At 48.0% G+C, this 24275-nt stretch carries 24 protein-coding genes; 9 read left to right on the forward strand and 15 right to left on the reverse strand.

Annotation, left to right across the window (positions count from 1 at the left end; genetic code table 11):
• Positions 1-133 precede the first annotated feature (133 nt).
• From EZMO1_RS23885 to EZMO1_RS27485, 11 genes are all read right to left on the reverse strand, one after another.
• A complete protein-coding gene (locus EZMO1_RS23885) occupies positions 134-1735 on the reverse strand; it encodes a sulfatase family protein (protein ID WP_082212267.1) in 1602 nt (533 codons plus the stop codon).
• A gap of 176 nt (positions 1736-1911) precedes the next feature.
• A complete protein-coding gene (locus tag EZMO1_RS23890; protein ID WP_034877797.1) occupies positions 1912-3039 on the reverse strand; it encodes an MFS transporter in 1128 nt (375 codons plus the stop codon).
• 114 nt (positions 3040-3153) lie between these two features.
• A complete protein-coding gene (locus EZMO1_RS23895; protein WP_034878648.1) occupies positions 3154-3831 on the reverse strand; it encodes a 7-cyano-7-deazaguanine/7-aminomethyl-7-deazaguanine transporter in 678 nt (225 codons plus the stop codon).
• Positions 3832-3896: 65 nt separating this feature from the next.
• Complete coding sequence (locus tag EZMO1_RS23900; RefSeq protein ID WP_034877796.1) at positions 3897-5111, reverse strand: cytochrome P450; 1215 nt, start codon at positions 5109-5111, stop codon at positions 3897-3899.
• Positions 5112-5213: 102 nt separating this feature from the next.
• Entirely contained in the window at positions 5214-5588 is a 375-nt protein-coding gene (locus tag EZMO1_RS23905; RefSeq protein WP_051790337.1) for a YbaN family protein, read from the reverse strand.
• A 16-nt stretch (positions 5589-5604) separates the two neighbouring features.
• The gene (locus tag EZMO1_RS23910; RefSeq protein WP_034877794.1) at positions 5605-6420 is read right to left on the reverse strand and encodes an NAD(P)H-binding protein; all 816 of its coding nucleotides are present in this window, start codon (positions 6418-6420) and stop codon (positions 5605-5607) included.
• The gene (locus EZMO1_RS23915) at positions 6410-6838 is read right to left on the reverse strand and encodes a nitrous oxide-stimulated promoter family protein (RefSeq protein WP_051790332.1); all 429 of its coding nucleotides are present in this window, start codon (positions 6836-6838) and stop codon (positions 6410-6412) included. Before EZMO1_RS23915 ends, EZMO1_RS23910 begins: the two co-directional genes overlap by 11 nt.
• Before the next feature lie 11 nt (positions 6839-6849).
• Positions 6850-7347, reverse strand: coding sequence for a heme utilization cystosolic carrier protein HutX (hutX, locus tag EZMO1_RS23920; RefSeq protein ID WP_034877792.1), 498 nt, complete (start codon positions 7345-7347; stop codon positions 6850-6852).
• Between the two features lie 19 nt (positions 7348-7366).
• Complete coding sequence (gene hutW / locus EZMO1_RS23925) at positions 7367-8899, reverse strand: heme anaerobic degradation radical SAM methyltransferase ChuW/HutW (RefSeq protein ID WP_051790329.1); 1533 nt, start codon at positions 8897-8899, stop codon at positions 7367-7369.
• 77 nt (positions 8900-8976) lie between these two features.
• Entirely contained in the window at positions 8977-11304 is a 2328-nt protein-coding gene (locus EZMO1_RS23930) for a TonB-dependent hemoglobin/transferrin/lactoferrin family receptor (protein WP_222842163.1), read from the reverse strand.
• Positions 11305-11598: 294 nt separating this feature from the next.
• Positions 11599-11784: a hypothetical protein gene (locus EZMO1_RS27485; RefSeq protein ID WP_152557057.1), complete on the reverse strand. Its 186-nt coding sequence runs from the start codon at positions 11782-11784 to the stop codon at positions 11599-11601.
• A 199-nt stretch (positions 11785-11983) separates the two neighbouring features.
• Here EZMO1_RS27485 and EZMO1_RS23935 point away from each other — a divergent pair, with 199 nt between their 5' ends.
• The 5 genes from EZMO1_RS23935 to EZMO1_RS23955 all read left to right on the forward strand — a co-directional run bounded on the left by EZMO1_RS23935 (position 11984) and on the right by EZMO1_RS23955 (position 15231).
• The gene (locus EZMO1_RS23935) at positions 11984-12655 is read left to right on the forward strand and encodes an energy transducer TonB (RefSeq protein WP_051790327.1); all 672 of its coding nucleotides are present in this window, start codon (positions 11984-11986) and stop codon (positions 12653-12655) included.
• A gap of 45 nt (positions 12656-12700) precedes the next feature.
• Positions 12701-13390, forward strand: coding sequence for a MotA/TolQ/ExbB proton channel family protein (locus EZMO1_RS23940; protein WP_051790326.1), 690 nt, complete (start codon positions 12701-12703; stop codon positions 13388-13390).
• Complete coding sequence (locus tag EZMO1_RS23945; protein ID WP_034877790.1) at positions 13387-13809, forward strand: ExbD/TolR family protein; 423 nt, start codon at positions 13387-13389, stop codon at positions 13807-13809. Before EZMO1_RS23940 ends, EZMO1_RS23945 begins: the two co-directional genes overlap by 4 nt.
• 174 nt (positions 13810-13983) lie before the next feature.
• Positions 13984-14181, forward strand: coding sequence for a hypothetical protein (locus tag EZMO1_RS26390; RefSeq protein WP_145912726.1), 198 nt, complete (start codon positions 13984-13986; stop codon positions 14179-14181).
• Positions 14182-14238: 57 nt separating this feature from the next.
• Positions 14239-15231, forward strand: a complete 993-nt coding sequence (locus tag EZMO1_RS23955) for a ChaN family lipoprotein (RefSeq protein WP_034877788.1) — start codon at positions 14239-14241, stop codon at positions 15229-15231.
• Between the two features lie 53 nt (positions 15232-15284).
• On the opposite strand, the gene EZMO1_RS23960 is transcribed toward EZMO1_RS23955, so the two are convergent.
• The 4 genes from EZMO1_RS23960 to sfsA are packed head-to-tail and all read right to left on the reverse strand — an operon-like array spanning position 15285 to position 19678.
• Entirely contained in the window at positions 15285-16775 is a 1491-nt protein-coding gene (locus tag EZMO1_RS23960; protein ID WP_034877787.1) for a hypothetical protein, read from the reverse strand.
• A 56-nt stretch (positions 16776-16831) separates the two neighbouring features.
• Positions 16832-17923 (reverse strand): DegT/DnrJ/EryC1/StrS family aminotransferase, encoded by a 1092-nt coding sequence (locus EZMO1_RS23965; protein ID WP_034877786.1) that lies wholly within the window; start codon positions 17921-17923, stop codon positions 16832-16834.
• Positions 17920-18858, reverse strand: coding sequence for a Gfo/Idh/MocA family protein (locus EZMO1_RS23970; protein ID WP_034877785.1), 939 nt, complete (start codon positions 18856-18858; stop codon positions 17920-17922). The genes EZMO1_RS23965 and EZMO1_RS23970 overlap by 4 nt, the downstream gene beginning before the upstream one ends.
• Positions 18859-18910: 52 nt before the next feature.
• Positions 18911-19678 (reverse strand): DNA/RNA nuclease SfsA, encoded by a 768-nt coding sequence (sfsA, locus tag EZMO1_RS23975; RefSeq protein WP_051790323.1) that lies wholly within the window; start codon positions 19676-19678, stop codon positions 18911-18913.
• 358 nt (positions 19679-20036) lie between these two features.
• On the opposite strand from sfsA, the gene dksA reads away from it, so the two are divergent.
• The 4 genes from dksA to EZMO1_RS23995 all read left to right on the forward strand — a co-directional run bounded on the left by dksA (position 20037) and on the right by EZMO1_RS23995 (position 24145).
• Positions 20037-20480 (forward strand): RNA polymerase-binding protein DksA, encoded by a 444-nt coding sequence (gene dksA / locus EZMO1_RS23980; RefSeq protein ID WP_034877784.1) that lies wholly within the window; start codon positions 20037-20039, stop codon positions 20478-20480.
• Positions 20481-20652: 172 nt separating this feature from the next.
• Entirely contained in the window at positions 20653-21543 is an 891-nt protein-coding gene (gene gluQRS, locus EZMO1_RS23985; protein WP_034877783.1) for a tRNA glutamyl-Q(34) synthetase GluQRS, read from the forward strand.
• A gap of 260 nt (positions 21544-21803) precedes the next feature.
• A complete protein-coding gene (locus EZMO1_RS23990; protein WP_034877782.1) occupies positions 21804-23135 on the forward strand; it encodes a WD40 repeat domain-containing protein in 1332 nt (443 codons plus the stop codon).
• A gap of 257 nt (positions 23136-23392) precedes the next feature.
• Positions 23393-24145 carry a hypothetical protein gene (locus EZMO1_RS23995; protein WP_034877781.1) on the forward strand — a complete coding sequence of 251 codons (753 nt, stop codon included), beginning with the start codon at positions 23393-23395 and terminating at the stop codon, positions 24143-24145.
• Positions 24146-24275 lie beyond the last annotated feature (130 nt).

The following is a 24275-nucleotide window of genomic DNA, read 5'->3' on the forward strand; positions in this document are numbered from 1 at the left end:
TCTCAAGTGATGAATTTAGGTTCAATGTTCTATCCAGAAAGATTTGAGTAAAAGATGAAGAGGTTTGAATGAAAAAGAAGGAGGTGGAGGCCTGCTCAGAGCAGACCACCACTAATGAGGATGATGAACAGGATTACTCTTGTGCAGCTCTGTTGGCAGCTCGTCTGGCACGACGCTCTTCTTCACTCAACCTTTGGCGTCCCTGATTGTTTTGGTTATTCCGGTTGCGACGGGCACGACGCTCCTCTTGCTTGATACGGATTTTTTCAAGCTGGGCTTCCGGCATCAGAGAGTTCTTTTTCGGGTAGTCACGCTGCATCATACGATCCAGCTTGCGTGGGTTATCACTCACCGCCAGCATCGGCAGAACCGGATCGTTATGCTCTTCCATCCACTGTTCCAGACGATCACGATATTCATTGACCACGTCTTGGTATTCCGGATGATCGATCAGGTTGTTCAGGCTGCCCGGATCTTTTTCCAGGTCGTAAAACTCCTCTACAACACGTTCCCGGAACATCGTTACTCGGTCGTGTAATGCTTCATCATCACTGTCGAGCATCGCATTGATGATTTCGCCTTCATTGGAGTTGCGATAGTTCGCACCTTCCTGACTCCACGGGTTAAAGATGTATCCGTATTTTTCACTCTGTACGGCACGCATTGGGGTCGCCGGACCGCCAATCTTGTAATCAATCTGGGTGTAAACGTACTCACGGTTGTCCTGCTCTTCACCACGCAACAACGGTAAAAAAGTTTCACCATCAAAGCTGGCATCCAGATCAATACCTGTTGCATCCAAAATGGTTGGGAAGATATCGACAGTAGAGATAAAGTTTTTGTCGTCTACATGACCGCTTTTCAGATCACCGTTAGGCCAGTTCACAAAGAAATGTGTCCGGCTACTGAACATGTACGTGTTGGCTTTAGCAAACGGGAAAGCAGAACCATTGTCAGACAGGAAAACCACCATGGTGTCTTCAGCTACGCCTTTCTCGTCCAGTGCTTCAATGACCCGACCAAAGGTATCGTCAAGACGTCGTACAGAGTTGTAATAATGGCTCAGCTCCAGACGCGTCTGCGGCAAATCTGGCAGATACTCAGGCACAATCACTTCATCGGTAGAAAACAGCTTGGAAGGCTTGGCAATATCACCGTTGCGCATCGGGTTTTCAGGATCGTGGAAGGCTCGATGCGGGTCGTGAGAGTTAACCATCAGGTAAAAAGGCTGGCCGTTCTTTTTACTTTCAGCAATAAAGTCTTTGGTGAATTGATAGTACAGCTCGGGGTCACGGCCGGCACCCAGTTCACGATAATCCTGAACATAGTTCCACTGGTAATCCAGATCGGGCGTTGAATGGGATACCTTGCCCAAAACACCAGTACGGTAACCATGATCAGACAGTGTGCCCATTACGGTAGGAATGGATTGGTCTTTCAGGTTCATGAAACCCATCATACCGCTACTGATACCGTACAATCCGGTGGCCATAATGGATCGGCTGGGCATACAGATGGAGGTATTGGAGTGTGCATGCATAAACTGCACGCCCTGCGCCGCATACTTATCCATATTCGGGGTCAGGTCAGGTAACCCTTCTGTAAACAGGCTGAAGACTTCATAGCCCAGATCATCTGCGGTAAACAACACAACATTGGTAGGTGTTGTATCCGCAGCTGCCATATTGGCAGAACAGGCCGCTGCAGCCGCTATTGCCAGAAGAGTCTTTCTCATTGCTTATTGCCCCCGAACCATTCATTCGAAATATTCCTTTCGGGTTCGGAATATAAAGGAAGGGGCACTGCAGCCTGAGTGATCTAAATCAAACAATCACAGGTTAAAACACGTACGAAAGACTATGTAACATTGAAGCAACAATAAGCAAAACTTGGATGGTATTTTGTGTTAAATCAACCTCTGATAAAACTGACCATAGCGATCGCAACACATAGCAGAACAGACAAACCAACCAGTAGCCAGTGCCAACCCATGGACATGAACAGGCTACCCGGTAACAGGCTGCTGAACGCTCCGCCAAGGTAGTAACTGGTCAGATAAAACCCATTCACAACCCGACGATGTTGAGGAATATTCTGGTTGAGATACGCTGACAGCCCGCTGTGTACCATAAAGACCGTACCACACATAATTGCAACAGCGATCAGGCAGGAGCCATAATAATCCACCACCAGAATCAGCATTCCCAACAGTAAAGAAATCAACACCAGCCGAAAAAGAAGCCGGTCATTACCTGCGAATCGTCTTATTTTCGGCATCATCATTGAGCAAACAATGGCGCATAAATACCCGGTATAAAGGAAGGCAATTTGTGCAGCGCTCAATGCCGGATGCTGTGAACGCATGTGAAAAGGCAGGTAATTAAGTACTGAAGCCAGACAGCAGATTGCTGTAAATATGATGAATACACAGGCCCAGACATCTTTACGACCCAAAACATCTGCCAGTGCCGTCTTCAGTTGAATCTGTTCAGGGTTACCCGAGGTTCGATCCAGAAACAGAATAAACGGTGAAACACAGAGCATGGCACAGCCAAGCGCAATCCAGACCGGTGCGTGATGACCGGCAGAAATCAGGGAACCACTGAGTAGCCTGCCACACACAGAGCCTGCAACAGAAGCCGACACATACCACACCACGGCGGCACCGGATTTGCCCGAAGTATCCGCCATTGCAGTCATCAGTGCCGGTAAAATAGCGGAAAACAGCAGACCTTCCACCGTTTTCAGCGCAAGTGCATGCTCAATATGAACCACTGACGCAAAAAGAATCTCCATTCCTCCCAGCAGAGGCAGACACACCAGCAATAACGTTCGGGCCGGGATCGCTCTTAAAAACAGACCGGACAGCAGTGCTCCAAGACTGAGCACCAGCATAATGCGTGTCACCAGTTCAGAGGTTTGTGCAGGGTTTGATTGAAAATAGTCTGCTAGATAGGGCAGAACAGGCTGAGGGGCATAGAGGCTGCCAAATACCAGAATAGTGACAAGTAAAAGAATGCCCTGCTTAAATACAACCAAAACTCACCCCTGAAAAGAACTGCTTTTTTTCATTCAACAATCAATGAGCAGGTTGACCTACCTGATTCGAGAACATCCAAGATAGAAGAAATCCATCGACCTGCAAGCTGACTGTTAATCATTGGAAAAACGCTTCGACAGCGGCCTGCTTTCTTTGTTAGACAGGATGACCCTGATTAAATACTTCAGCAGCACGCCGTAAGCAGGTAAAAACAGCACTAAACACACCGATAGTTTGAAACCGTATTCAGAAATAAAGAAATCTACCCAGTGATCAGCCATAAAGGCATCAGAGCTGGCATAAAAGGCGGTGAAAAAGAAAACAAAGGTATCGACAAGATTACCCACTACCATGGAGCCCAAAGGGGCTACCCACCAAGCTGCGTATTGCCTCAGTCTGGAAAATACCTTTATATCCATGAGCTGCCCCATCAGATAAGCAGAGAAGCTGGCCAGAGCTATGCGGGCAAAAAAACTGTTAAACGTTAAAAGCGCATCAACCCCGACATAGACACCCTGACTCCAGACCACCGACACAACATAAGACAGCAAAAGAGCAGGAATCATTGATGCAAAAATAATTTTCCGGGCCAGAGGCGAACCAAAAATCCGAACGGTCAGATCCGTTGCCAGATAGACAAACGGAAAAGCAAAAGCACCCCAAGTGGCATGAATACCCAAAATACTGAACGGCAATTGCACTAGATAATTACTTGAGGCAATAACCAGAATATGACAGCAGGCAAGAATCAATAATGCACGCCTTTGTTGTGCACGCTCTAATGACAACACACGCATCGTCAATAGCCACCACTCTCTGAATGAACGTCTGTTTTGAAATAGAAGCAGACCGCCATTCAATAAAGAAGTTTCAGTGATTCAAACCCTCTGAACATCACCGTGTTGCACCGTCTGACAGGCAGATTGGCAGGATCAAAGCACAAATCAGAACAAGCCTGAATCAACTGTACAAAAGCGACTTTCAACTCTGCCTTGGCCATTAATGCCCCCGGACAGACATGCGGCCCTGTGGAAAAGGACAAATGCCTTGATGGTTCGCGGGTGATATCAAATTCATCCGGACGATCGCACAATACCGGGTCATGGTTCGCCGCCAGTAGTCCGATAGCCACAATATCACCCGACGCTAACTGACCACCTTCCAACTGAATATCACCTTTAGCCGACTTAAAAATGAAAGGAACAGAAGAATCAAACCGGATAATTTCTTCAATTGCCTGTTCAATAGCATCAGGGTTTTCTTTCAGCCACTGCCATTGATCGGGATGGCTTAATAACTGATAAACCCCGTTACAGATCATTTCGGTTGTGGTCAGATGTCCCGCAGCCATTAACAGGCCGCTCAGTGAAGCAGCCTCATTGATTGAAATCAGGTCTTCCGCACACGCCTTTGCCATGCTGCCGAGCAGGTCATCCGATGGGTGATCCATTCGCTCCTTGAGCAAATCAGCAATGAGTTGCATATTCTCAACACTGGCCTGATTGGCTTCGCGGGCAAAATGTTCGAGCTGATCACGGGGGGGCGAGCCAAAGATTCGCCCAAGCCTGATCGTATTGGTAATAAACTGCTCGCGATATTCCTCAGGCATACCGAACAAATCGCATATCACTTCCGAAGGATAAGTCCGGGCAACCCGGCACACATCAATATGCCCGTCTGCCATTTCACTGGATAGTAAACTATGGAACTGCTGCTCCATTACAGGCACCCAACCCTGTACCGTCGGCTTATGAAAGAACGTGTTCGCAACCTTGCGGAGTCGGGTATGCTCTGGCGGATCGAGCTGAATCATCGAATACTGGCTGTTTTCAATGTAATCAGACAATGTGCCGGGAGGAAGTTGGGCGGCTATCTCCTCCATGAAACGCTGGCGACAGGAACTGATCTGAGGATGGGCAAGCAGTGTTTTAACGTTTTTATAGCCCGTCACCACATGAAACCCTAACGACTCATCATAGAAAACAGGCTGCTGCTCTCTCAGGGCTTTATAAACAGGGTATGGGTGATCAAGATGCTCAGGTGCAGCAATATGGTATTTATTGGTTGTCATTCTCGGCTCGGGTATCTGGAAAGCCTGCTCAGACCCCAGGAGGTCTTAAAACTCTGGTTAAAAAGTAGCAATACTTCCAGATACTGTCGAAGCTGGGAGGACTTAAACCTCGTTAGAATCAGGGATCACACGGATCAGACTCACACCCGTCATGACACAAATCCCGATAAATACCAGCAGAATCTTAATTTTCATGGGAGCCAGCGCAATACTGATTACAAAACTGGCAATCGTTAGCAATAAAGCCTTTTTCTTGTGGCTTGCCTGCATGCCCCGGTGATTCTGCCAGTTCAGAATCACCTGACCGAACCGGGGATGGGAAATGAGCCAGTTGTACAGACGATCGCTGGAACGGGCAAAGCACCAGGCCGACAACAGCACCAGAGGTGTGGTTGGCAGCAATGGTACAACAATCCCCAGAATGCCAAGTCCCAGAGACAGACAGCCACCAATCACCAGCAATATCTTTTTCATCATCCGCTATTCAATCTCGTTAGCTGTCCAGTCCGGCCAGCGGATCAGGATGCTTGAACACATACCCCAGACGCTGCTTCAGTTTGTCACAGTTTACAATGCGGTAAGGGGAAGGATCGTCGCTGAAAACCGGAGCTGGCATACCCGCGCTTTCACAGGCTTTGGTGTAAAACTCACGCTTGAGCGGGTGCTCGTCAGCCGATGCGTTAAACGCCTCGCCCCATACATCCTGCTCAATGATAGCAGTGATAACGCCTACGCAATCGTCCACATGAATCATATTCACAGGGTCGTTGGCACCTTTCAGCTCACGCCCGGCAAAGTACATGCCCGGGTTAATGCCACCACCCATCAGGCCGGAAAAACGCACGACAGTCGTTGCAAACTCGTCACGGCCGGTAAAGGTTTCTTCCAGAGGCAGCCAGGAAAAACCCAGAAACGGGCTGGCTTCATGAGTCGCGTCCTCTTCACGCACCTCATCACCTGTTTGCGGATAAACAGAGGTTGTGGCAACAAACAGCACCTTTTTGATGCCGCTGTCTGCTGCAGCATTGGCCAGATTTTCAAGAATGGCCGGATAATCCTGAGGCGCTCGCATGGAGGGCGGAATGGTAATGACCAGAACATCCGCTTCCAGAGCCGCTGTCAGATCGCCCTGAGGCTGAGGGTCAAAACTGAGAATATGGGCATCCAGTCCTTCAGCCATCAGAGTGTCACGCTTTTCTGCACTGGTCACCGTTCCGGTGACGTCATAGCCTTTGGCTTTCAGGGTTTTCCCCAGAGGCAGGCCGACGCGACCATAACCCACAATGCTGATACGAGGTTTACTGCTCACTTGCTATTACCGTTTCTTCTGTATCCTGCTTACGTCGCTTCTTTTTCGGCAGATCAGGTACCGGCTTGCGATCATGCAACAGATGTCGGATAGCCAGTATCGGATGCTTCAGCAACATACGCGGACCACTGTAAATCATGATGGTCCGGGCCAGCTCTTTCATCTCTTTTTTATAACAGTGAACCGGACAGTACTTGCAGGTTGGCTTGTCCTGACCATAAGGGCACTTGGACAAACGGTACTCGGCAAAGTCCTTAAACTCGCTGCATTCAGCACATAACCCGGAAATACTGCCGTGGTTTTTCAGGCTGTGATGATCACGACAATAAATATGTGTCATGGCAACAATGGTTTTGAACTCTTTTGCCAGTTCGCCCTCTAGTGGTTCCTTAGCGCGACGCGCAACCTGCTTTTTCATGCTATTTGCTCTTAAACTGCAAGCTTTTCCAGCGCTTCAAACTTTTCCAGTTGTTCAGCGACAAAGCTCTTGTCTTTATTACGACGAATATAAAGTTTAAAGACTGTTTTACCAGTGTGACTGAAGAATTGCACAGACTTTGTATCAACACCGTGGAAAGGTTTGGATACCAGGGCAATTTTGCTGAAACCGTCCAGCTTCAGATGACCTTTCAGTGGCGTGTCACGGTCGCTCATATTGTAGTAACCAAACTTCTTGCCACCTTTCGGGAAAACACCGGCCAGTTCAAAGATGTGACCTTCCACATCGAGAACCGTCAGCACTTCACCCCAGGTACGAAACTCTTCGGTTAACGTTTCAAACAGGCTACCATCCAGCACAGTAACCATGTCTTCCGGCAGGTTGGATACGGCTTCCAGCTCTGAAATGTTCAACTCGGCCGCGATTTCTGCTGGCAGCTTTTCCGGGTTTTCAGCAATCAGTTTGCGTACAGCTTCTTGAGTGTTCATTGATTTGACTCCTAACTTCTTATTTGCGAATCCAGTTAATTAACTTGTGTACCGGGCAGCCGGATGGAATGTCTTCCTTACCAGTGAAACCGTCTTTCCCAAAAGAGTGACCTTTTGGCATTTTATCGAGCATGCTTTTCGGCATTTTTGCCATCAGCTTTTCCAGCTCGTCACCGGTTTTGTTGTGACCGCCCATGTGGTTACCGGACTCTGCCACTTCTTCCGTCAGTTCCAGCATGTAAGCCTGCAGACCCTGATTCATATTCACTGCCCAGAACTGCCCGGCCAGTGTCAGGTTCAGATAATGTCCGGAACGTTCTGCCAGACCGTTAGCCACCCATTCTTCAAACAGCGGCTCACAACGGGTGCTGAATTCAAAACCACTCTTGTCCATCTCTTTCAGGTTCAGGTAACCCAGGTCAAAGCCAGCACCGGCGGCACCAAACGCTTTGTAAAGAGCGCTTGGCACGACCACGCCCATCACCGGCTTTTCACCGTTATCGATAGCGGCAAAATAATCATCCAGTTTGCGATGCAACATCATGCTGTGACCGGCAATGTTGCCGCCCGCACCGGAACCGAAAGGAATGACATCACAACCGGATTTGGACAAATGGTTGTAAATATTACGTTCGCGGGTTGTACGACCCCAGTGGCTGACACTCAAACGACGATAGTGGTGTTTGTTCAGATGCTCGATACCGGCTTTGAACATGCCCGCCTTTTCAGCCGTATTGGCGGGTTCCGGCATGCTGCCTTTTTCAATGCTGGCCGCCATGCGGGTACCACCCATCAGAATCAGCTGATACAGGTCGGCACCATCAATACCGCTTTCAACCAGTTTGTCCAGATCTTCCAGCCAGCCTTCCATGGTCTGATAAGGCAGGCCAAAAATCAGGTCAACGACAACGGCAATCTGTCCGGTGGACATGAGTTTCTGCAGGCGTTCGTTCAAGACTTCTTCCGTATCAATACGGCTCATCTTGCGACGAATTTCACTGTTGAAAGTTTGCACACCCAGAGAAAAACGGTTGAAACCGGCTTCGACACAGGCATCAATCTTGTCATCGGTCAGACCATTAAAACGTGACTCAAACGTCACTTCGCAATCGTTTGCCAATGGCAGATTGTCACGAATAACTTTACCCAGACGGCGAATCTGTTCTGCTGTCAGATCAGTCGGCGTACCACCACCAAAATAAACGGCATGAATCGGTGCGCTCTGCACATTCGGCATCTGTGCCGTCATTTCGATTTCACGTACCAGATAATCGACGTATTTTTCGACCATGGCTTCTTTGGTGGTGTTCTGGAAAAACCCGCAATAAGAACACTTGGTACGGCAGAAAGGAATGTGGAAATACGCGGCACGCTTGCCTTCACCAAAAGGTTTGGACATCAGCTGGTTCCAGCTTTCCTGCCACATCATTGGCGGCAACGGTGTCCCGGCACCACGACTGTGGGCCGAGGTTTTCAGATCGAACGCATGGCGCAGAGGGTCAGGCACAGAACGTCCCGTCATGGCTTCTGTCAGAACAACTGGTTTGGTCATGGTGTGTACAAGTCCGTATAAATCTTCAGAAACGCCAAAAGGCGCATACGCGCCTTTTGGTTATTTAATAATCAGAATTAGATTTCCCATTTCACGCTGACGGAGTAGTTGCGGCCCGGCTGGGTCAGGCGGTTAATACCGGCATAGTCATTAGAGAAGCCACGAACATCGTCCCACATCCAGTACTTTTTATCGCCAATATTAAAGATACCGGCACTTAGAGTGATGTCCTGATGAGGCTTGTAATAGGCTGTCAAATCAACTAATCCATAACCTGGCGTGGCAAATTGACGACCACCATGATCATCCATACTGCCTTCTGAATCAGTATTTGAGATATCTCGTGTCTTCTTACGGGAAACCAGAGTTAAAGAGAGGTCGCCACCCCAATCCTGATAAGGTGCGTCATAGCCAAGGCCAACAAATGCTTTCAGAGGAGCAATACTGTTCAGCGGTTCGTTTTCATGCAGCACACCATCCATATCTGTGACGGTACCCCGACCATGGGCGTATGCTACTGCACCATTCAAACGGGAACCTTCGGGTGCACCAAACTGATCGAGCCACATCATACCTTTAAGCTCAATCCCTTTGATCGTCGTATCATCCAGATTCTGATACTGGAAAATCTGCGGATTAAAAATACCGCCGCCTCTGCCCAGATAAACTTGCTCACTGAAATCATCATAAGTGTTATAGAAAGCTGTCACTTCCATGCTACCCAGATCGCCATTCAGCCTGAAACCTGCTTCAATTGACTGGCTGCGCTCTGGTTTCAAGTCTGGATTTGCCAGCACTTGCACAGCAGGAACATCGGTCTTTTCAAAGTACAACGCAAACAGGTCTGGAACACTGTAGCCCTCACTGTACTGGGCAAATACAGAAACAGCGTCATTGACTTTGTAGACAGTACCTAAGCGACCAGTCCAGCTGTTATGAGTTCGGTCACCCACATCCTTACCATTCTGGTAGCGGTCATCAACTTTGGTGTCGATTTCAAAGCGATCGTAGCGGATACCCGGTGTCACAGTCAGTCGATCATTCATCAAGCTGATTTCATCCTGAAGAAACACGCCAAACTGATTTGTAGTGGCTACGGGCGCATAACGCTCGACCTCTGGGGTCCCTGGATTATTACCAGTCAAGGTATACGTTTTGTTCAGGTTATCCTGTTTTTTGTTTTCATAGTTGAAACCGTAGGTGAACAGATGGTCGGCACTTCCCATCAACACTTCTTTATTGAAAGTGGTATCAAACTGCCAGCTGGTTTCTGTATAGGTGTAATCGAGTCTGCGACGATCACCACCCTGAAATGATTTACGTTCAACTTCTGAGACTTGGTTAGATTCACTTTCCTGCCAGTTAAGCGACCACTTTACAGTATCAAATGCGGCATTGTAGGCATCCCACTCATGGAAAACACCGAGACGTTGACGCTTGGTTTCATCATCAGCACGGAAGTCACCATAAGTTTCACCGGGCATACCATTTGTAGACGTGCCATAGCTGGAGTATTCAATAATGTCGGACTCACCTTCTGCCCATTCAGCGGTCAGCCCAATACGATGATCGTCGTTTATCTGATATTGCAGTTTACCCAGCAAACTCTGGTTTTTATAGTTTTGTGGGTCAGCTTCTTCTCGAGAAACGCCTTTTCCATCGTAACCGCCACCGTAGGTTTCCATTTCATTACCACTACGACGGTTATAAATCAGCATACTTTCCAGATCACCAGAACGATTAGCAATGGTCATAGACTGGTTATTGCTTGAGTCTGCACTGCTATAGCCCGCTTTAATGGACGCGTAAGTGTCGTCACCTTCTGCTTTCAGATAGTCAGCCGGATCTTTGGTTGTGAAGGCAACAACACCACCAATTGCATCACTGCCATGCAGAGTAGAAGCAGGACCTTTAACAATGTCTACCTGCTTCATATTGTCGATATCAAAAAAGTTGCGCTGAGACTGGATAAACTTTTCGTAACCAAATGCCTTAGCCTGGTCTACGCCATCCACAGAAATTTTAACCCGGTTTTTATCCATACCGCGGATGTTAAATCCACCCAGACCAAAGCGACCACCGTCGGTAACTTCTACACCAGGCTCATATCTCACCAGATCACGGATATTTCCAACCACCTGCTTCTCTGCATCATCAGCCGTAATCACAGATACGCTGCTTGCAATATCATCCAGTTCCCGCTCGGTACGTGTCGCCGAAACCGTTACCTGATTCATCAGGGTTGGCTGGGTACGGGGAGCTTCCTGCGCGACAGCTGTCGTGGCAACAATGGAAGCAATGGCAACAGAAAGGCTGCTTTTGCGGATCAGGGATGGATTCATGTGTGTCTGTACTTCTTCAAAAAACTTCAGTGTGCCGACACTCATTCGACGAAACAGTTGCAACAAAGGTTTGTAACAATGGTTTGTAACAATGGTTTGTAACAATGGTTTGTAACAATGGAATGATGGTAGGGGCAGCGCACTATGACCAAGTGGGTACGATGGTATGCAAAGAAACTTTCAAATGCAAATCATTATCATTTGGTTTTATACCTATCTAACTTCGACTTGACCCAGATCAAACTACGAAACCTGCTGTTTTTTTTAATTCGTTCCTGAAAAGAACGGGCTTTTCATAGAAAAGCCCGAAAGAGTGGAGATCGATTTGCAAACGTCAGGGTTTCAGAAAAACCTTTATCAGCACTGGCATAACCGACTTTGGCAGGCAGGACCCGCAACATCCTTCACCTCTTTTTCAGTACGAGTCGCAGTAACAGTCACCTGCTGCATCATTGTCGGTTGGGTAGTCGCTATTTGTTCAGCGTGAACCATGGCAGAGGTCGCAGCTATTACCGCAATTGCCAGCCTGTTCCTGTTAAACATGATTGATAACCTTGTTGTTTTTAGTGTTTGAGTTGCCGGAAGGCTGAGTAATTTTTATTCACTCCTGATTTTTCATTGCGGATACTACGTAAATGCAATACCAAATGCAAATTATTATCATTTAGATCATTGAACAAACAATTAACATCAAGTACTCTTGTCCTCGATTTCTGGAAACACTCGTCGTCACGACAACAATATGCCTAGGAAACTGATATTTACGTTGCTCGCTTCCATTGCCGCTCACGCCGCAGTGGCATACCAGCTCATCCATAAAACAGAGGAAGAGCAGCACACCATCAGCATGGGCAGTGTGAAAGCACCGATCAGCATGACTTTTTCAACCGTGACGCTGCCTGAACCGGAACCTCAGCCAGAACCCAAACCCAAGCCAAAACCGGAAATAGAGCCGCCTCCCGAACCGGAACCCGAGCCGCCAGAGCCCAAGAAAGACACATTGGTGATTCCCGACCCGATCCCTGAGCCAGAGCCAGAAGAAGAAGTGGTTGAGGAAGAGATTCCGGAACCGGTAATCGAACAAGTGGTTGAAAGCGCCCTTGAAGAAACCGAGGTTGAAGGCTTAAGCGATGAACCCGTATTTGTCAGTGAGCCGGAAATACTGAACTGGACGCAGCCCCGATACCCACGTTCGGCTCAGCGTCGAAATCAGCAGGGTGTTGTCATGCTGGAAGTCACCGTTGATGAAGACGGCAAGGCGCTCACCATTTCGGTTTTGGAATCATCAGGCTTCGATACACTCGACCGGTCAGCCATTGCCGCCGTAGAAAGCTGGGAGTTTAAACCCCAGAGACGCAACAACCATTTTGTTCAGTCACGGGTGCATGTACCGGTGGCTTTCCAACTGAATTAATCAAGTACTTTTCCTGCGGGAAAAGAGATAAACAGGTAGACACACATGATCACTGAACAGATTGCTTCAATGGGAATGATGGGCTGGCCACTGGCAGTGGCTTCCTGTCTGAGTTTTGCCCTGATTCTTGAACGACTTTTGACGTATGCCATGCTGCCGTCTCTGAACCGGAAGAACATGCATAAGCTGTTTGATGAAGTGCGTGGCTGTGCCAGCTGTCGCAACACTAAAAACAGTGTGTGCAAAAACCTGAGAAACGGCAAAGGCATTCGCCACGGTATTGCTGTTCTTCTGAGCCATAACAGTGCCAACAAGGAAATGCGTGAAGAAGTGGCAGGTCTGTGGCTGTTGAAACAGAAACGTCACCTGCACTCCTGGCTCAAGCCTCTGATGCTGATTGGTATTCTGGCACCTATGTTGGGTCTGCTCGGTACGGTTATGGGTCTGATTGAAATGTTCCGCAACATTGCTGCCGTTCAGGGGCCCGTGACTCCGGATATTCTGGCTGACGGCTTATGGGTTGCCATGTTCACTACCGCATTTGGTCTGATTGTTGCCATTCCGTCTCTGGCTGCTGCCCATGGTCTGGGCGTATGGGCTAATCACTACATGGCCCGTCTGGAATTTGCCATGAACCACGCCAATCTATTGCTGGAAGGTTTGAAAATGGACGAGCACGGTCTGGCAGATGAATCCGAAGGCACAACACCTTGCCTGAAGGCGGTTGCCGCATGATTCGCATTAACGACGGCGAAGAAACCAGTGCTTCGTTTCCAGCTGCCGACCTGACACCGCTGCTCGATGTTGTTTTTATCGTCATGGTGTTCCTGCTGTTCACCGCCAATGCCCAGACACTGAGCCTGCCGATAAACCTGCCGGAAGCCAGCCGGGAACAGGCCGAAGTCACCCATGAGCCAAAAACCCTGACCGTCAGCATTCTTTCCGAAGGCAAGCCCTGGGCGGTGTCTGAAGAACGCTACGACAGTTTTGAAGCCTTTACCGCTGCTCTGTTGAGCGAAGTACAGGCGGAACCGGACACCACCGTTCTGGTAGCAGGTGATAAAGAAGCACCGCTGGGGAACCTGGTTCAATTGATGATGTTTCTCAGTGAGCACGACATCACCGCAGCACAGGTATTAATGGAGGACACCTGATCGTGAATGCCTTAAAAAGAATAACAATAATGATGATTACCGCCGCGTTGACCACGGCGGTTCAGGCAAAAGAAACAAACATTCCCCGCATCATTACCTCTGCTCATACCCTGATTGAGCTGGCTAGGAGCCTGTCGGACTTACCACTGACCTACTGCGAAAAAGCCGGATTTGGTGATTTTTTCAGACCACGGCAAAGGCACAACACCGCAACAGCTGATCGATATGCAGCCCATTCTGAAGCAAACTCCGGCCGGTAAAAACGGACGTTTGGTTGCCATTGATCCGGGGATGTTGCTTGGGGGTCTGGGTCCGCGAACCGGTGAACTGGCGGTAGAGCTGGCAAAAGCCTTTTTCCCACCTGAGTCCTGACACTCACTACAGGGAACATTCCGGTGCCAGAAATAGTCTACTCTGTGTTCAACATTCATGTTTCTGCGCCGGATTATCCAGAACATCATTGTCCAGTCGTCGTTATTCACCGACTGGCCTAACGCGATCCGGGCAGGCTCCAAGGATCGCGCCATGACAAAACTGACAAAAATATGCTTCGTTATCCTCGCTTTCACGCTGGCAGGCTGTGCCCAATTAAGCAGAGATCAGGAACCCTCCAAACCGTCTGCAGAGATCTGGGACAGTAGTAACAAGCGCTGGATCAATGAAACCGAGCTGGCAAAGGGCTTGCAGGATGCACGCTACATTGTGGTGGGTGAATTGCACCAGAGTCGTTATCTTCAGAACCAGCTGCTAAACCTTCTCAAGACCCTGAATAAAGAACAGTGGCTGGAAGCGGTTGCCATGGACTCGCTGCAGTCAAAGTTGAATGCAGAAGAGCTGACTTATCTGGAACAGCTCGAAAAGCAGAGTCCGGCACTTCACAGTCGTTATAAATCCCTGATCGAATGGCTGGAACAAGAAGAGATACCGGTGATTGCCGCAGCGGTTCCCATGGACAAGTTGCAGGCAATGAAAGACAAAGAAGCCAGAAAGTGGCTCAAAGCCCAAACAGGCAAAGCCTTGTCTGAACAGCAGATGCAACAGCTTCGAACCATCATGTCCCAAAGCCATCCGGCCTCCAAAGACAACCTTGAAGAAAAAGTGGATTACCTGCTGGCAGCCCAGCAACTACAGGATTATTTTATGGCTCGAATGCTGCTGGCTGTGAAGGAAAACTCGGTTCTGATTACCCGGGCGTTTCATGCCCGTAATGATCTGGGACTGGCACCTTACCTGAAAGCGGGCGAACCAGACGCTAAAGTGAAGAGTCTGCTGATGATATCCACCGATGACGACGATGAAGTGCAGGATGAACTTAAAGCCATGTCTCGTCAGTACGATTACATCTGGCTGAAACATCATGGCAAAAGCCTGATGCTGGCTCCTGCCGGTGACAAGGTTAAACAATCCGAACAGCAGAAATAATATTCAGTCTCCCTCACCTCCTGTCACTTACATGCAGCCATCGTGGCTGCCAATCACTCGGGCAGGAGGTAAACCCGATAGCCATTACCCCGATGTATGGGTAAATAACCCTGTTGCAGATAATACTTTTCACGAAGACTGATAAACGGCTCGACAACCGTATTATGAAAAGTGGCCATGCAGGCAACTTCGCCAATTAGCATTACAAACTGTCTGAAACAGCCAACTTCACCCTTGCACGCCAGCACTTCTCCCACCTCTTTCAAGTCATTACCCTGTTCACGCTCTTGCCTTGTATTTTCTATCAGGCCGACAAGCTGTTTCTGAAAAAACGGAATGCCTGAAGCCAGCTCGCGCATCAATTGAATATCATCAATAAAATCGAGTATGACCCAGCTTTCAAGGCTTCTCAGATTGTCGGCATGGGCTTCAAGCATCAAACGGCATTCATCAACACGCTTGGCATTCTGCCCGAAAAACAGCTTGAGATACTGGCAGGATTGCATTGAATCAGAGGCCATCTGATGAACAACCGCTGAAAACTGATGCAGTACCAAGCTCTCCTGCAAGGCGTTCGGGCTGGAGAAGCCGGGAACCGGTTTAATCCAGTGCGTATTCGTTCGGTGCGATGAAGACAAAACCACCTCAGACCATCCGGCCATGCTTCGATCAAAGAGATGTCGCCATTCATCATTTCTGACCATTAGGCCGAGCCACTGTTTATCCACAGTTCCAGAATCAAGCAACATACCCAGCTGAATCAGGTGTGAAAATTTCCCGTGTCCCCAGCTAAGACCAAACACTGTGTCGTCCAGAAACAGAGCACTATTCAACACCTGTTCAGCCACTCTTGGCTCGACAAAACCCGAAAACACGACAGGTCTCTCAAAACCCTTTTCTTTAAACGACAACTGCCAGACAGATTCAGAGAAGACTTGTTCAATCAAGCCGTGGGAAGTATTTTCAAATGGCATGGATGATGATTCAGGCACCGGGATAAAACCTGTTACGTCGTCATACAATGACAGGCTTTCAACATGAGCCAGTGCTTTCAGCTCCAGTCTGGAAACATCGAACTTGGTCTTTTTTAGTGCAATTTCGCGTATTTTTACGCCCAGCTTTGCCAGATAAGAGAAATAATTCAGGGGCGCATTGACTCGGGCAAACACATCACTGGAGCTAAAAGAAACCAGAGGTTTTATGTCGATTGAGTAGATCGTTTTGCTGACGGCACCAAACAGAAAATCCCGCTTTTCCAGAGGGACAAAATTAAGGTAGTAGTTTGAAAACCCTTTTTGACTCCGAACTTCATTAACAAACGACCCATTGAGCCCTTCATTGAGCCCTTCATTGAGCAAGCCATTGAACGACCCATTGAACGACCCATTGAACAAGCGTTCAGCCGTTTCTTTCTGAACAGACAGGCTGGTGAAAGAGCCATTATAGCGATGGTTCGTCACCCAGAGAGCCTCAGTGTTACTGGTTTCTGCCGAAGCGCAAGACAGCAGCATTAACAGAAAAGCAGCAACAAACCATCGGAACATGATTGTGGTCTTTTATTTATACAGAACACGCAAAATAGCAAAAGCTGACTGCTTGTCTAATGTCCAGATCCGAACAAAAGCACCTGCTCTGCTACCGTGTTCACCTGATTCTGACTCATACCGGGAAAAACAGGTAAAGACAGGCAGTGGCGACTTATCTTTTCAGCCACTGGCAGTTGGCTGAACTTTGCCACATCCATCAGCGCAGGCTGACGATGCAAAGGCATCTGATAATAAATCGCGCTGGCTATATGGTTTTGCTCCAGAGCCTGCCTGACCAGATCGCGATGTTCCAGCAACACAGTGTACTGATGGAAAACATGCCCCTCACCTTCCGGCAGCTGTATATCGCTGCGGCAAAATGCCTGCCAGTACCATTCAGCCACCTGTTGTCGTTGCCGGTTGTATTCATCGATATGCCGCAACTTTACTCTCAACAAAGCGGCCTGAAGTTCATCCAGACGACTATTGTAGCCTATCTGGTGATGAAGGTAAGGCTGCTGGCTGCCATGATTACGAAGCTGGATCAGCTGCTCTGCCAGTGCCTTATCCTGTGTAATCACCAGGCCACCGTCCCCAAACCCACCCAGGTTTTTACTGGGGAAAAAACTGAAACACCCGAAGTGGCCGTAGGTACCCGTATGCTGCCCCTCAACTGAAGCACCAAACGACTGTGCGCAATCTTCCAGTAGCCATAACCCATGCTGATGACAGAATGCCTGAATCTTTTTGACCTCGACAGGCAAACCAAACAAGTGAACTGGCAAAACAGCTTTAGTCTTGTCAGACAACGCCTGTTCCAATAGATCAACATCAAGGTTAAAAGACTCTGGATTAATATCCACAAACACCGGGCAGGCACCCACCTGAACAATGGCTTCGGCAGTAGCAAAAAAAGAGAACGGAGTGGTGATCACTTCATCTCCTGCTACAATGCCAGCAGCGGTTAAGGCCAGCACCAGTGCATCGGTTCCGTTGGCACAACTGATGGCGTATCGACTGCCAAGATATTCCGCCACTTCCTGCTCAAAAGCCGCGACGTTGCTTCCCATGATAAAACGTCCTGAGCGCAGCACTTCCAGTGCTGCCTGCTCCAGTTCGTTCTGTATAGAAGCGTGCCAGACGGTTGGATCAACCATTGAAATCATTGTTCAGCTCCGGCAATGATGTCTGAAATCCGGGTAGCCACTTCCAGTGCCCTGTGACCGCTTTCACCACAAACTCTTGGCGTTTTGCGAAACCGGACACAATGAATAAAGTCAGCAATCTCGCGTTTCAGCGAATCGCTATCCACATAGCTGAAGGCTTTGTGCTCAATTGATGGAACGCCGGGATACTGTTCACCCTTTCCCTTGAAGTACTGTTTGACCGAGAAGTTCTGGAAATCAATGCTAAGACAGGCATCCTGCTGAAAGATCCTCATCTTGCGCTTACTGTTTTCACTGATCCGGCTGGCTGTGATGTTTGCCACACAACCGCTGGCAAAGGACAGCCGGGCCTGAGCGATATCCACAGAACGGGAAAGAACGCTCGCACCATTGGCAGCAATCTGACTGATTGGGGAATCCACCAGATCCAGCACAATATCAAGATCATGAATCATGATGTCCATGATGACATTGATATCCATAGAGCGTGGTTTAAAACCGGCCAGCCGGTGAGACTCAATAAACCGTGGCGCCTGAACCATTGGGCGTATATCGGATAACACAGGGTTAAATCGCTCCAGAAACCCCACCTGCATGATCAACGATTTTTCCCGTGCCAGATTCACCAACCTGCGGGAATGTTCAGTGTTATCGCAGATGGGTTTTTCTATCAGAATATGAACGCCTGCCTGTAAACAATCCAGGGCTACCTGATAATGGTGACACGTAGGAACAGCAATGCTGACCGCATCAACCTTGCCAAAAAGTTCACGATAATCGACAAAAAACCGGGTTCTGCATTCATCTGCAACCTTACCTCCCCGCTCTTTATCAATATCAACCACACCTATCAATTCGTTGTCAGGTAATTGAACGTATTTCTGCGCATGAAATCGCCCAAGATAACCCGTACCAATAACCGCGGTCCTGAGCATAGTCGCCAGTGATCCTCAGGGTTGGATTTTTCCAGCTCCTAAAGATAGCTGTTTATTTTCCACTGACGGTTTCAGACTGGTTGAAATGCTGTTCAACCAGAACCGGCAACTCCCTTTTCAGTTCAATACCTTCCGGCGAAAGTTCTGCCCCCCATGCCACCACTTCAACCCCTGCTTTGATCGCTTCACGCAACGCTGCGCCATATTTTGGATCTATTTCATCAGCAGGTGACACCCGGTCAATCCCGGTATGCTGCACACAAAAAAACAACACCGCCCGTCCACCGCTTTCGCAAATCTCCATGAGCTCACGCAAATGTTTTGTACCACGACTGGTGACAGCATCAGGAAAAAGGCCTAATCCGTCACCCATGGCCAGAGTGACGCTTTTCACTTCCAGATAGCAGTCGGGCAAAGCTTCACCGGTCAGCAAAAAATCAATGCGACTGTTCTCAACACCGTATTTCACTTCCCGTCGAATGTTGCCGTAATGTGCCAGCGACGCGACTTTTCCTGCCTGCAGTAACTCTTCAACCAGAGGGTTTGCCCTGACCGTATTGAGACCTGCCAGAGTCATACGTTCCCTGCCGTTGAAGGCAACGGGAATTTCAGCCTGCTCCCAGGTGCAGGGGTATTTGCGTTTGGGATTATGGGAATCGGAATACCAGACACGGTGACCGGGGTAGAGGCAGTTTTTCATGGAGCCGGTATTCGGACAATGCAACGTAATCTGCTCACCGTTTGCCAGCTCAATGTCGGCCATAAAACGCTTGTAACGCCGGATCAGACGGCCTTCCTGAAGAATTTCTGGATATTTCATACTATATTGTGATTAAACTATTGTTTGATATTCAGTTTTTTCATTCTAAGATAGCGGACTGGGTATTTCCCGAAATTACTGTCTGATGTCAATAAGTAGTGAATAAACATCGACGTGACCAGATAAGTCGATGACATTTTTGTGGCGGATTGTCATCGGTTTTGGTAGTTTCTCCGCTTCTGTTAGGAAGGCAAGAGGTGAGTGTCTGTTTAAAAGTCAGGCACCCGAAGTGTTGACCTCAGCTTTCAGGGAGGTCGGGCATAAGGCTGTTAAGCAATAAAGCCAGCCCGACATCGGATGGAAAGCCGTGAGAAATGCGTGAGCACGGCTACTAGAAAAAGGTGATGAGGCTGTAATCATGTCAGCACAGAAAAAAGCGGATCAAGGTAATCTGCTCCGTTCCTTCACTCCATACCAGGAGAAGGACGGCGAAGAGTACATGAATGACAAACAGGTCGAGCACTTCACCAACATCCTCAGGCAGTGGAAGCAGGAGTTGATGGAGGAAGTGGATCGGACCGTAAACCACATGCAGGACGAAGCCGCGAACTTCCCTGACCCGGCAGACCGTGCCAGTCAGGAAGAAGAGTTCAGTCTGGAACTTCGTGCCCGCGACCGCGAGCGTAAGCTGATTCGCAAGATCGAAAAAACTCTGACTCGTATTGAGGAAGAAGATTATGGTTTTTGTGATTCCTGCGGGGTGGAGATCGGTGTTCGTCGTCTGGAAGCTCGTCCTACTGCGACACTTTGCATTGACTGCAAAACTCTGGCAGAGATTAAGGAAAGGCAGCTGGGTCAATAACTAATGCAGACATGATCTGTTAATGGTTTAACAGATTGCTCAGCATAAAGCAGCCCCATTGCGTGACCATCAACAAGCCGCGACCGTTGCATTATCGTGCAAAGTCTCGCGGCTTGGTTGTATGCGTTTGGTCGTCGTAACCATTTATCTATATGTCACCTTTATCTCTTCTATGACCATTTCGCCGTACGTTGGACGATTTGCCCCTTCTCCCACAGGCCCCCTGCATTTTGGCTCGCTGGTTGCAGCTTTAGCCAGCTATCTCGACGCTCGCCATCAGGATGGAACCTGGCTGGTTCGTATGGAAGATATTGACCCACCCAGAGAACAGCCGGGTGCTGCGGATAAAATTCTGAAAGCCCTGGACGTGTACGGACTGCACTGGGATGGAGAGGTGCTTTACCAGAGCCAGCGTAGTAACGCTTATGAAGAGGCCATGGAGCAACTGAAACAATCTCAGGCCATTTACCCCTGTACCTGCTCACGCAAACAACTACAACCCTATCAGGGTATTTACCCCGGATTGTGCCGCAATGCTTCCCTGAACACTCTTCCGGATAAACCTTATGCCTGGCGGCTGAACAGTCAGGACGAAATCATTGAGTTTGATGACCGGATTCAGGGACATCAGCAGTTTGATATGAAAGCACTGGGCGACTTTATTGTGCAGCGCAAGGAAAGGCTTTTTGCTTACCAGCTGGCGGTTTGTGTAGACGACGAGTTTCAGAAGATTACGCACATCGTTCGTGGCAACGACCTGATCGATTCCACCCCACGGCAAATCAGCCTGCAATCTGCTCTTGGCATGAATAAGGTAACTTATGCCCATATTCCAGTGATTGTTCAGGACAATGGTGACAAGCTCAGTAAACAGAATCTCGCTCCTGAACTACCTCTGGACAATCCGCGACCACTGCTGTTGAAAGCATTACAGGCGTTGGGGCATGTGCCTCCGAAAGGTCTGGAGGGTGAAAGCACAACATATATTATTAACTGGGGTGCAGAAAACTGGAACCCGGACAAAATCATCAGATCTTCTTCCCTGCTCGAAAGTGACCTTTGAGCAAATGTGTTTTTGAGTAACAAATGGAATTGGAAAAATCTCCCGTGTCCAGCCCTGACTTTCCGCCAAGCTGTAACTAAACGACAAAAGTCTACCATTTATCCACTTATCCACTTATCCACTTATCCACTGATGGTATAAACTTTGTAAAGATAGTGTTTCGTGCCGGAATGGATTCTCTCGAGTTTACCTGTTTATATCCATCGCCTTTGAAGATGTGGGTAGGTTGTTTTTTATTCATTAGATATTGGTGGTCACTAATGAAAACTACAATATATATAGGTGTTATAACATTTATTTTTTCACTGCTTGAAGTTTATGCCGAAGAAGTCAGATACCTCAAACCTGAAGAAGTCGCCACTGGTGACTGTGATGTCTGGAATGCCGTCTTCACAACCGAAAACCAGTTTGTACTCACCTGCGGTGACTCTGCCGAGGTCTGGCAAACCGGAGGTTTTGAGACTGAACGTCAAAACGTAATACACGACACCGGCTGGACTGATTTAGTAAAAGGTCCAGAGAATAGCTATTTTGCAACAATATCAGGCGGTGGTTTTAAAATCAAAATATGGAAGGTTACACCAGACGGTAATCCAGTCTTTGTATCAGTCCATGATAATTACAAAGGCACAGAAACACGGTTTGACAAAATACACTCAGTCGTGTTTGACAAAAATGCTCTGTTTATGATGGGGGATACAGGCTTCGTCTACATTGTAGGACTGGATAAAGCTATGAAGCTGGGACAACTTTTTACCATACATACTCGCAACGTTACCTCCGTTGCTATCGATACGAAAGTTACCAAAGTAGCTGATACGAATATCACCAAAGTAGCTGATACGAATATAACACTAGCAATTGCCCTGGATAACAGCAAGCATCAAGTTATACTCGCTAATTTAATGTCTAATCAGGAAAGTATAGGGGGGGGTTTCAAATATACATCACTCTTCTACCCCAGCACTGTCCGAAAGCTGCTCTTCGTACCCGATGATCGCTTGCTCGCTGCTGTGACAGATTCAGGGTTTGAGTTCAGGCATGTTAACGATTGGAGTAAGGCTTATCATATAGCGTCATCCGTAAATTGCACAGATATCTCTTACAGTAAAAACGGGGATATCTTTGTTGGTGTTTGTGACGATAAAAAAGCGTATCTGTTTCGGAAAGGTCGTAGCAGTATCGCTTCTATTGAGGTATTCAACCCCGTTCATTTTATAAAATTTGACTGGAACTCTGGAGTAAACAGATTCGCAGTCGTTTTAGACAGTGGCAATATAGTTTTATGGAAGTTGATTTATGAAGGAATGTCCGACGGAAGAGCTAGCTACTACCAATCAAAAATCGCTACTTTGCGCCATAATGGCACTGTTGAAAAAATCGAGTTTGGCTCTTCTGGACAGATTCTGACAGTATCCGGTGGTAAAGCCAGGCTTTGGGATGAAGGCGTGTTAATACCTTCTGAAAACACAACTGACAGTGATGAGCATCATCTGCTGGTTCGAAAAAGCGGACAGGTTGGCTCGTTGACAAATATCAGCATGATCTTTCTGGCTGCATTAGCGGCAGCGCACCCTAATTTTCTGGAATAAATCATGTGATAGTCAAAACCGGAAATAGCGGGCACTTCGGCCAGTAAAAATTTAGAGGCTACTCATATCATAATATCCTGAATAGTAACCTCAACCATTCAAGGTGTGGCAATCTTTGACTGCCAGTCCATTGCTTTAGCAACGGACTGAATGGTATACATAAACGATGAGAGTCACTCTCGAACAATCACAGCACCTATAACCTATAAGAAGCTTTTGTTCACAGCTGTTTTAACAATGCATATCAGGGATTGATTATGTCAACGTTTTACAAGGCAGTTGTATTTTTATTGTCCGCCTTCTCAACCTCATCAGTCATCGCACTGTCGCCTGATAACGTGGCGCCAATGCCCAATGTTCAGATAGATATCTCCAACTCTGAATTTTGTCAGAAAGCACGTTACGCACGTGACTCTGCCATTAGCAAAGAACCCGACCTGACCAAAATAGATGCGGTCACATCGGAAGATGCTGCTCTTTGTTTCACGCCTGACGAAAACCTGTACTTTGTCGCCAATCAGGAAGCGCAGGATATTCTTGGCCCCCACGCCCCATGGTATCTGCAAATTGCTTCGGAATTCCGTGAACGGGTGACAGAAGCCTGTCGTATAATGGGCTATCAGAATGATGAAATCAGCCGCGCCTACGACCATTGTATTGAAAATCGCTTTGAAGAGCTGATGGGACCTTATGAAGATAAGTACCGCCGGGAAGCAGGTAACTATGTGGTCAAGCGGAAACAGATCGCCGAAAGTCTGGTGGTTCGTTGCGATGCAGCGCTGAGCATCAAACGCGGCCGACTTCCCAAGGGCATGCGCTTTCCTCTGGCTTACTACAACAAACGGGCTGCGTCTCTGCCAAACTGGTTTGTCGAAGAAAAGCTTGATGATCCGAAGTGGATAAAAAAAATGAGTCAGCTCAAAGCCAATGAGCTGATGAATGAAGTACTTGGTCAGGACTGCCCCGGCAACATGGTGTTCTGGGTAACCTATAACGCTCCTGATTACTAAGAAGTTTCAGCTTCCCCGCCCAAATAACCCCCAACCAACACAAAAAGGTACAAGCCGCAAGATTTTGCGGTTTATTGCTATTAGTTATAACATGGCAGTCCAGCTGATGAGCACTGTCGTTCTATGTATA

The organism is Endozoicomonas montiporae CL-33 (assembly GCF_001583435.1).
GTDB classification, from domain to species: Bacteria; Pseudomonadota; Gammaproteobacteria; order Pseudomonadales; family Endozoicomonadaceae; genus Endozoicomonas_A; species Endozoicomonas_A montiporae.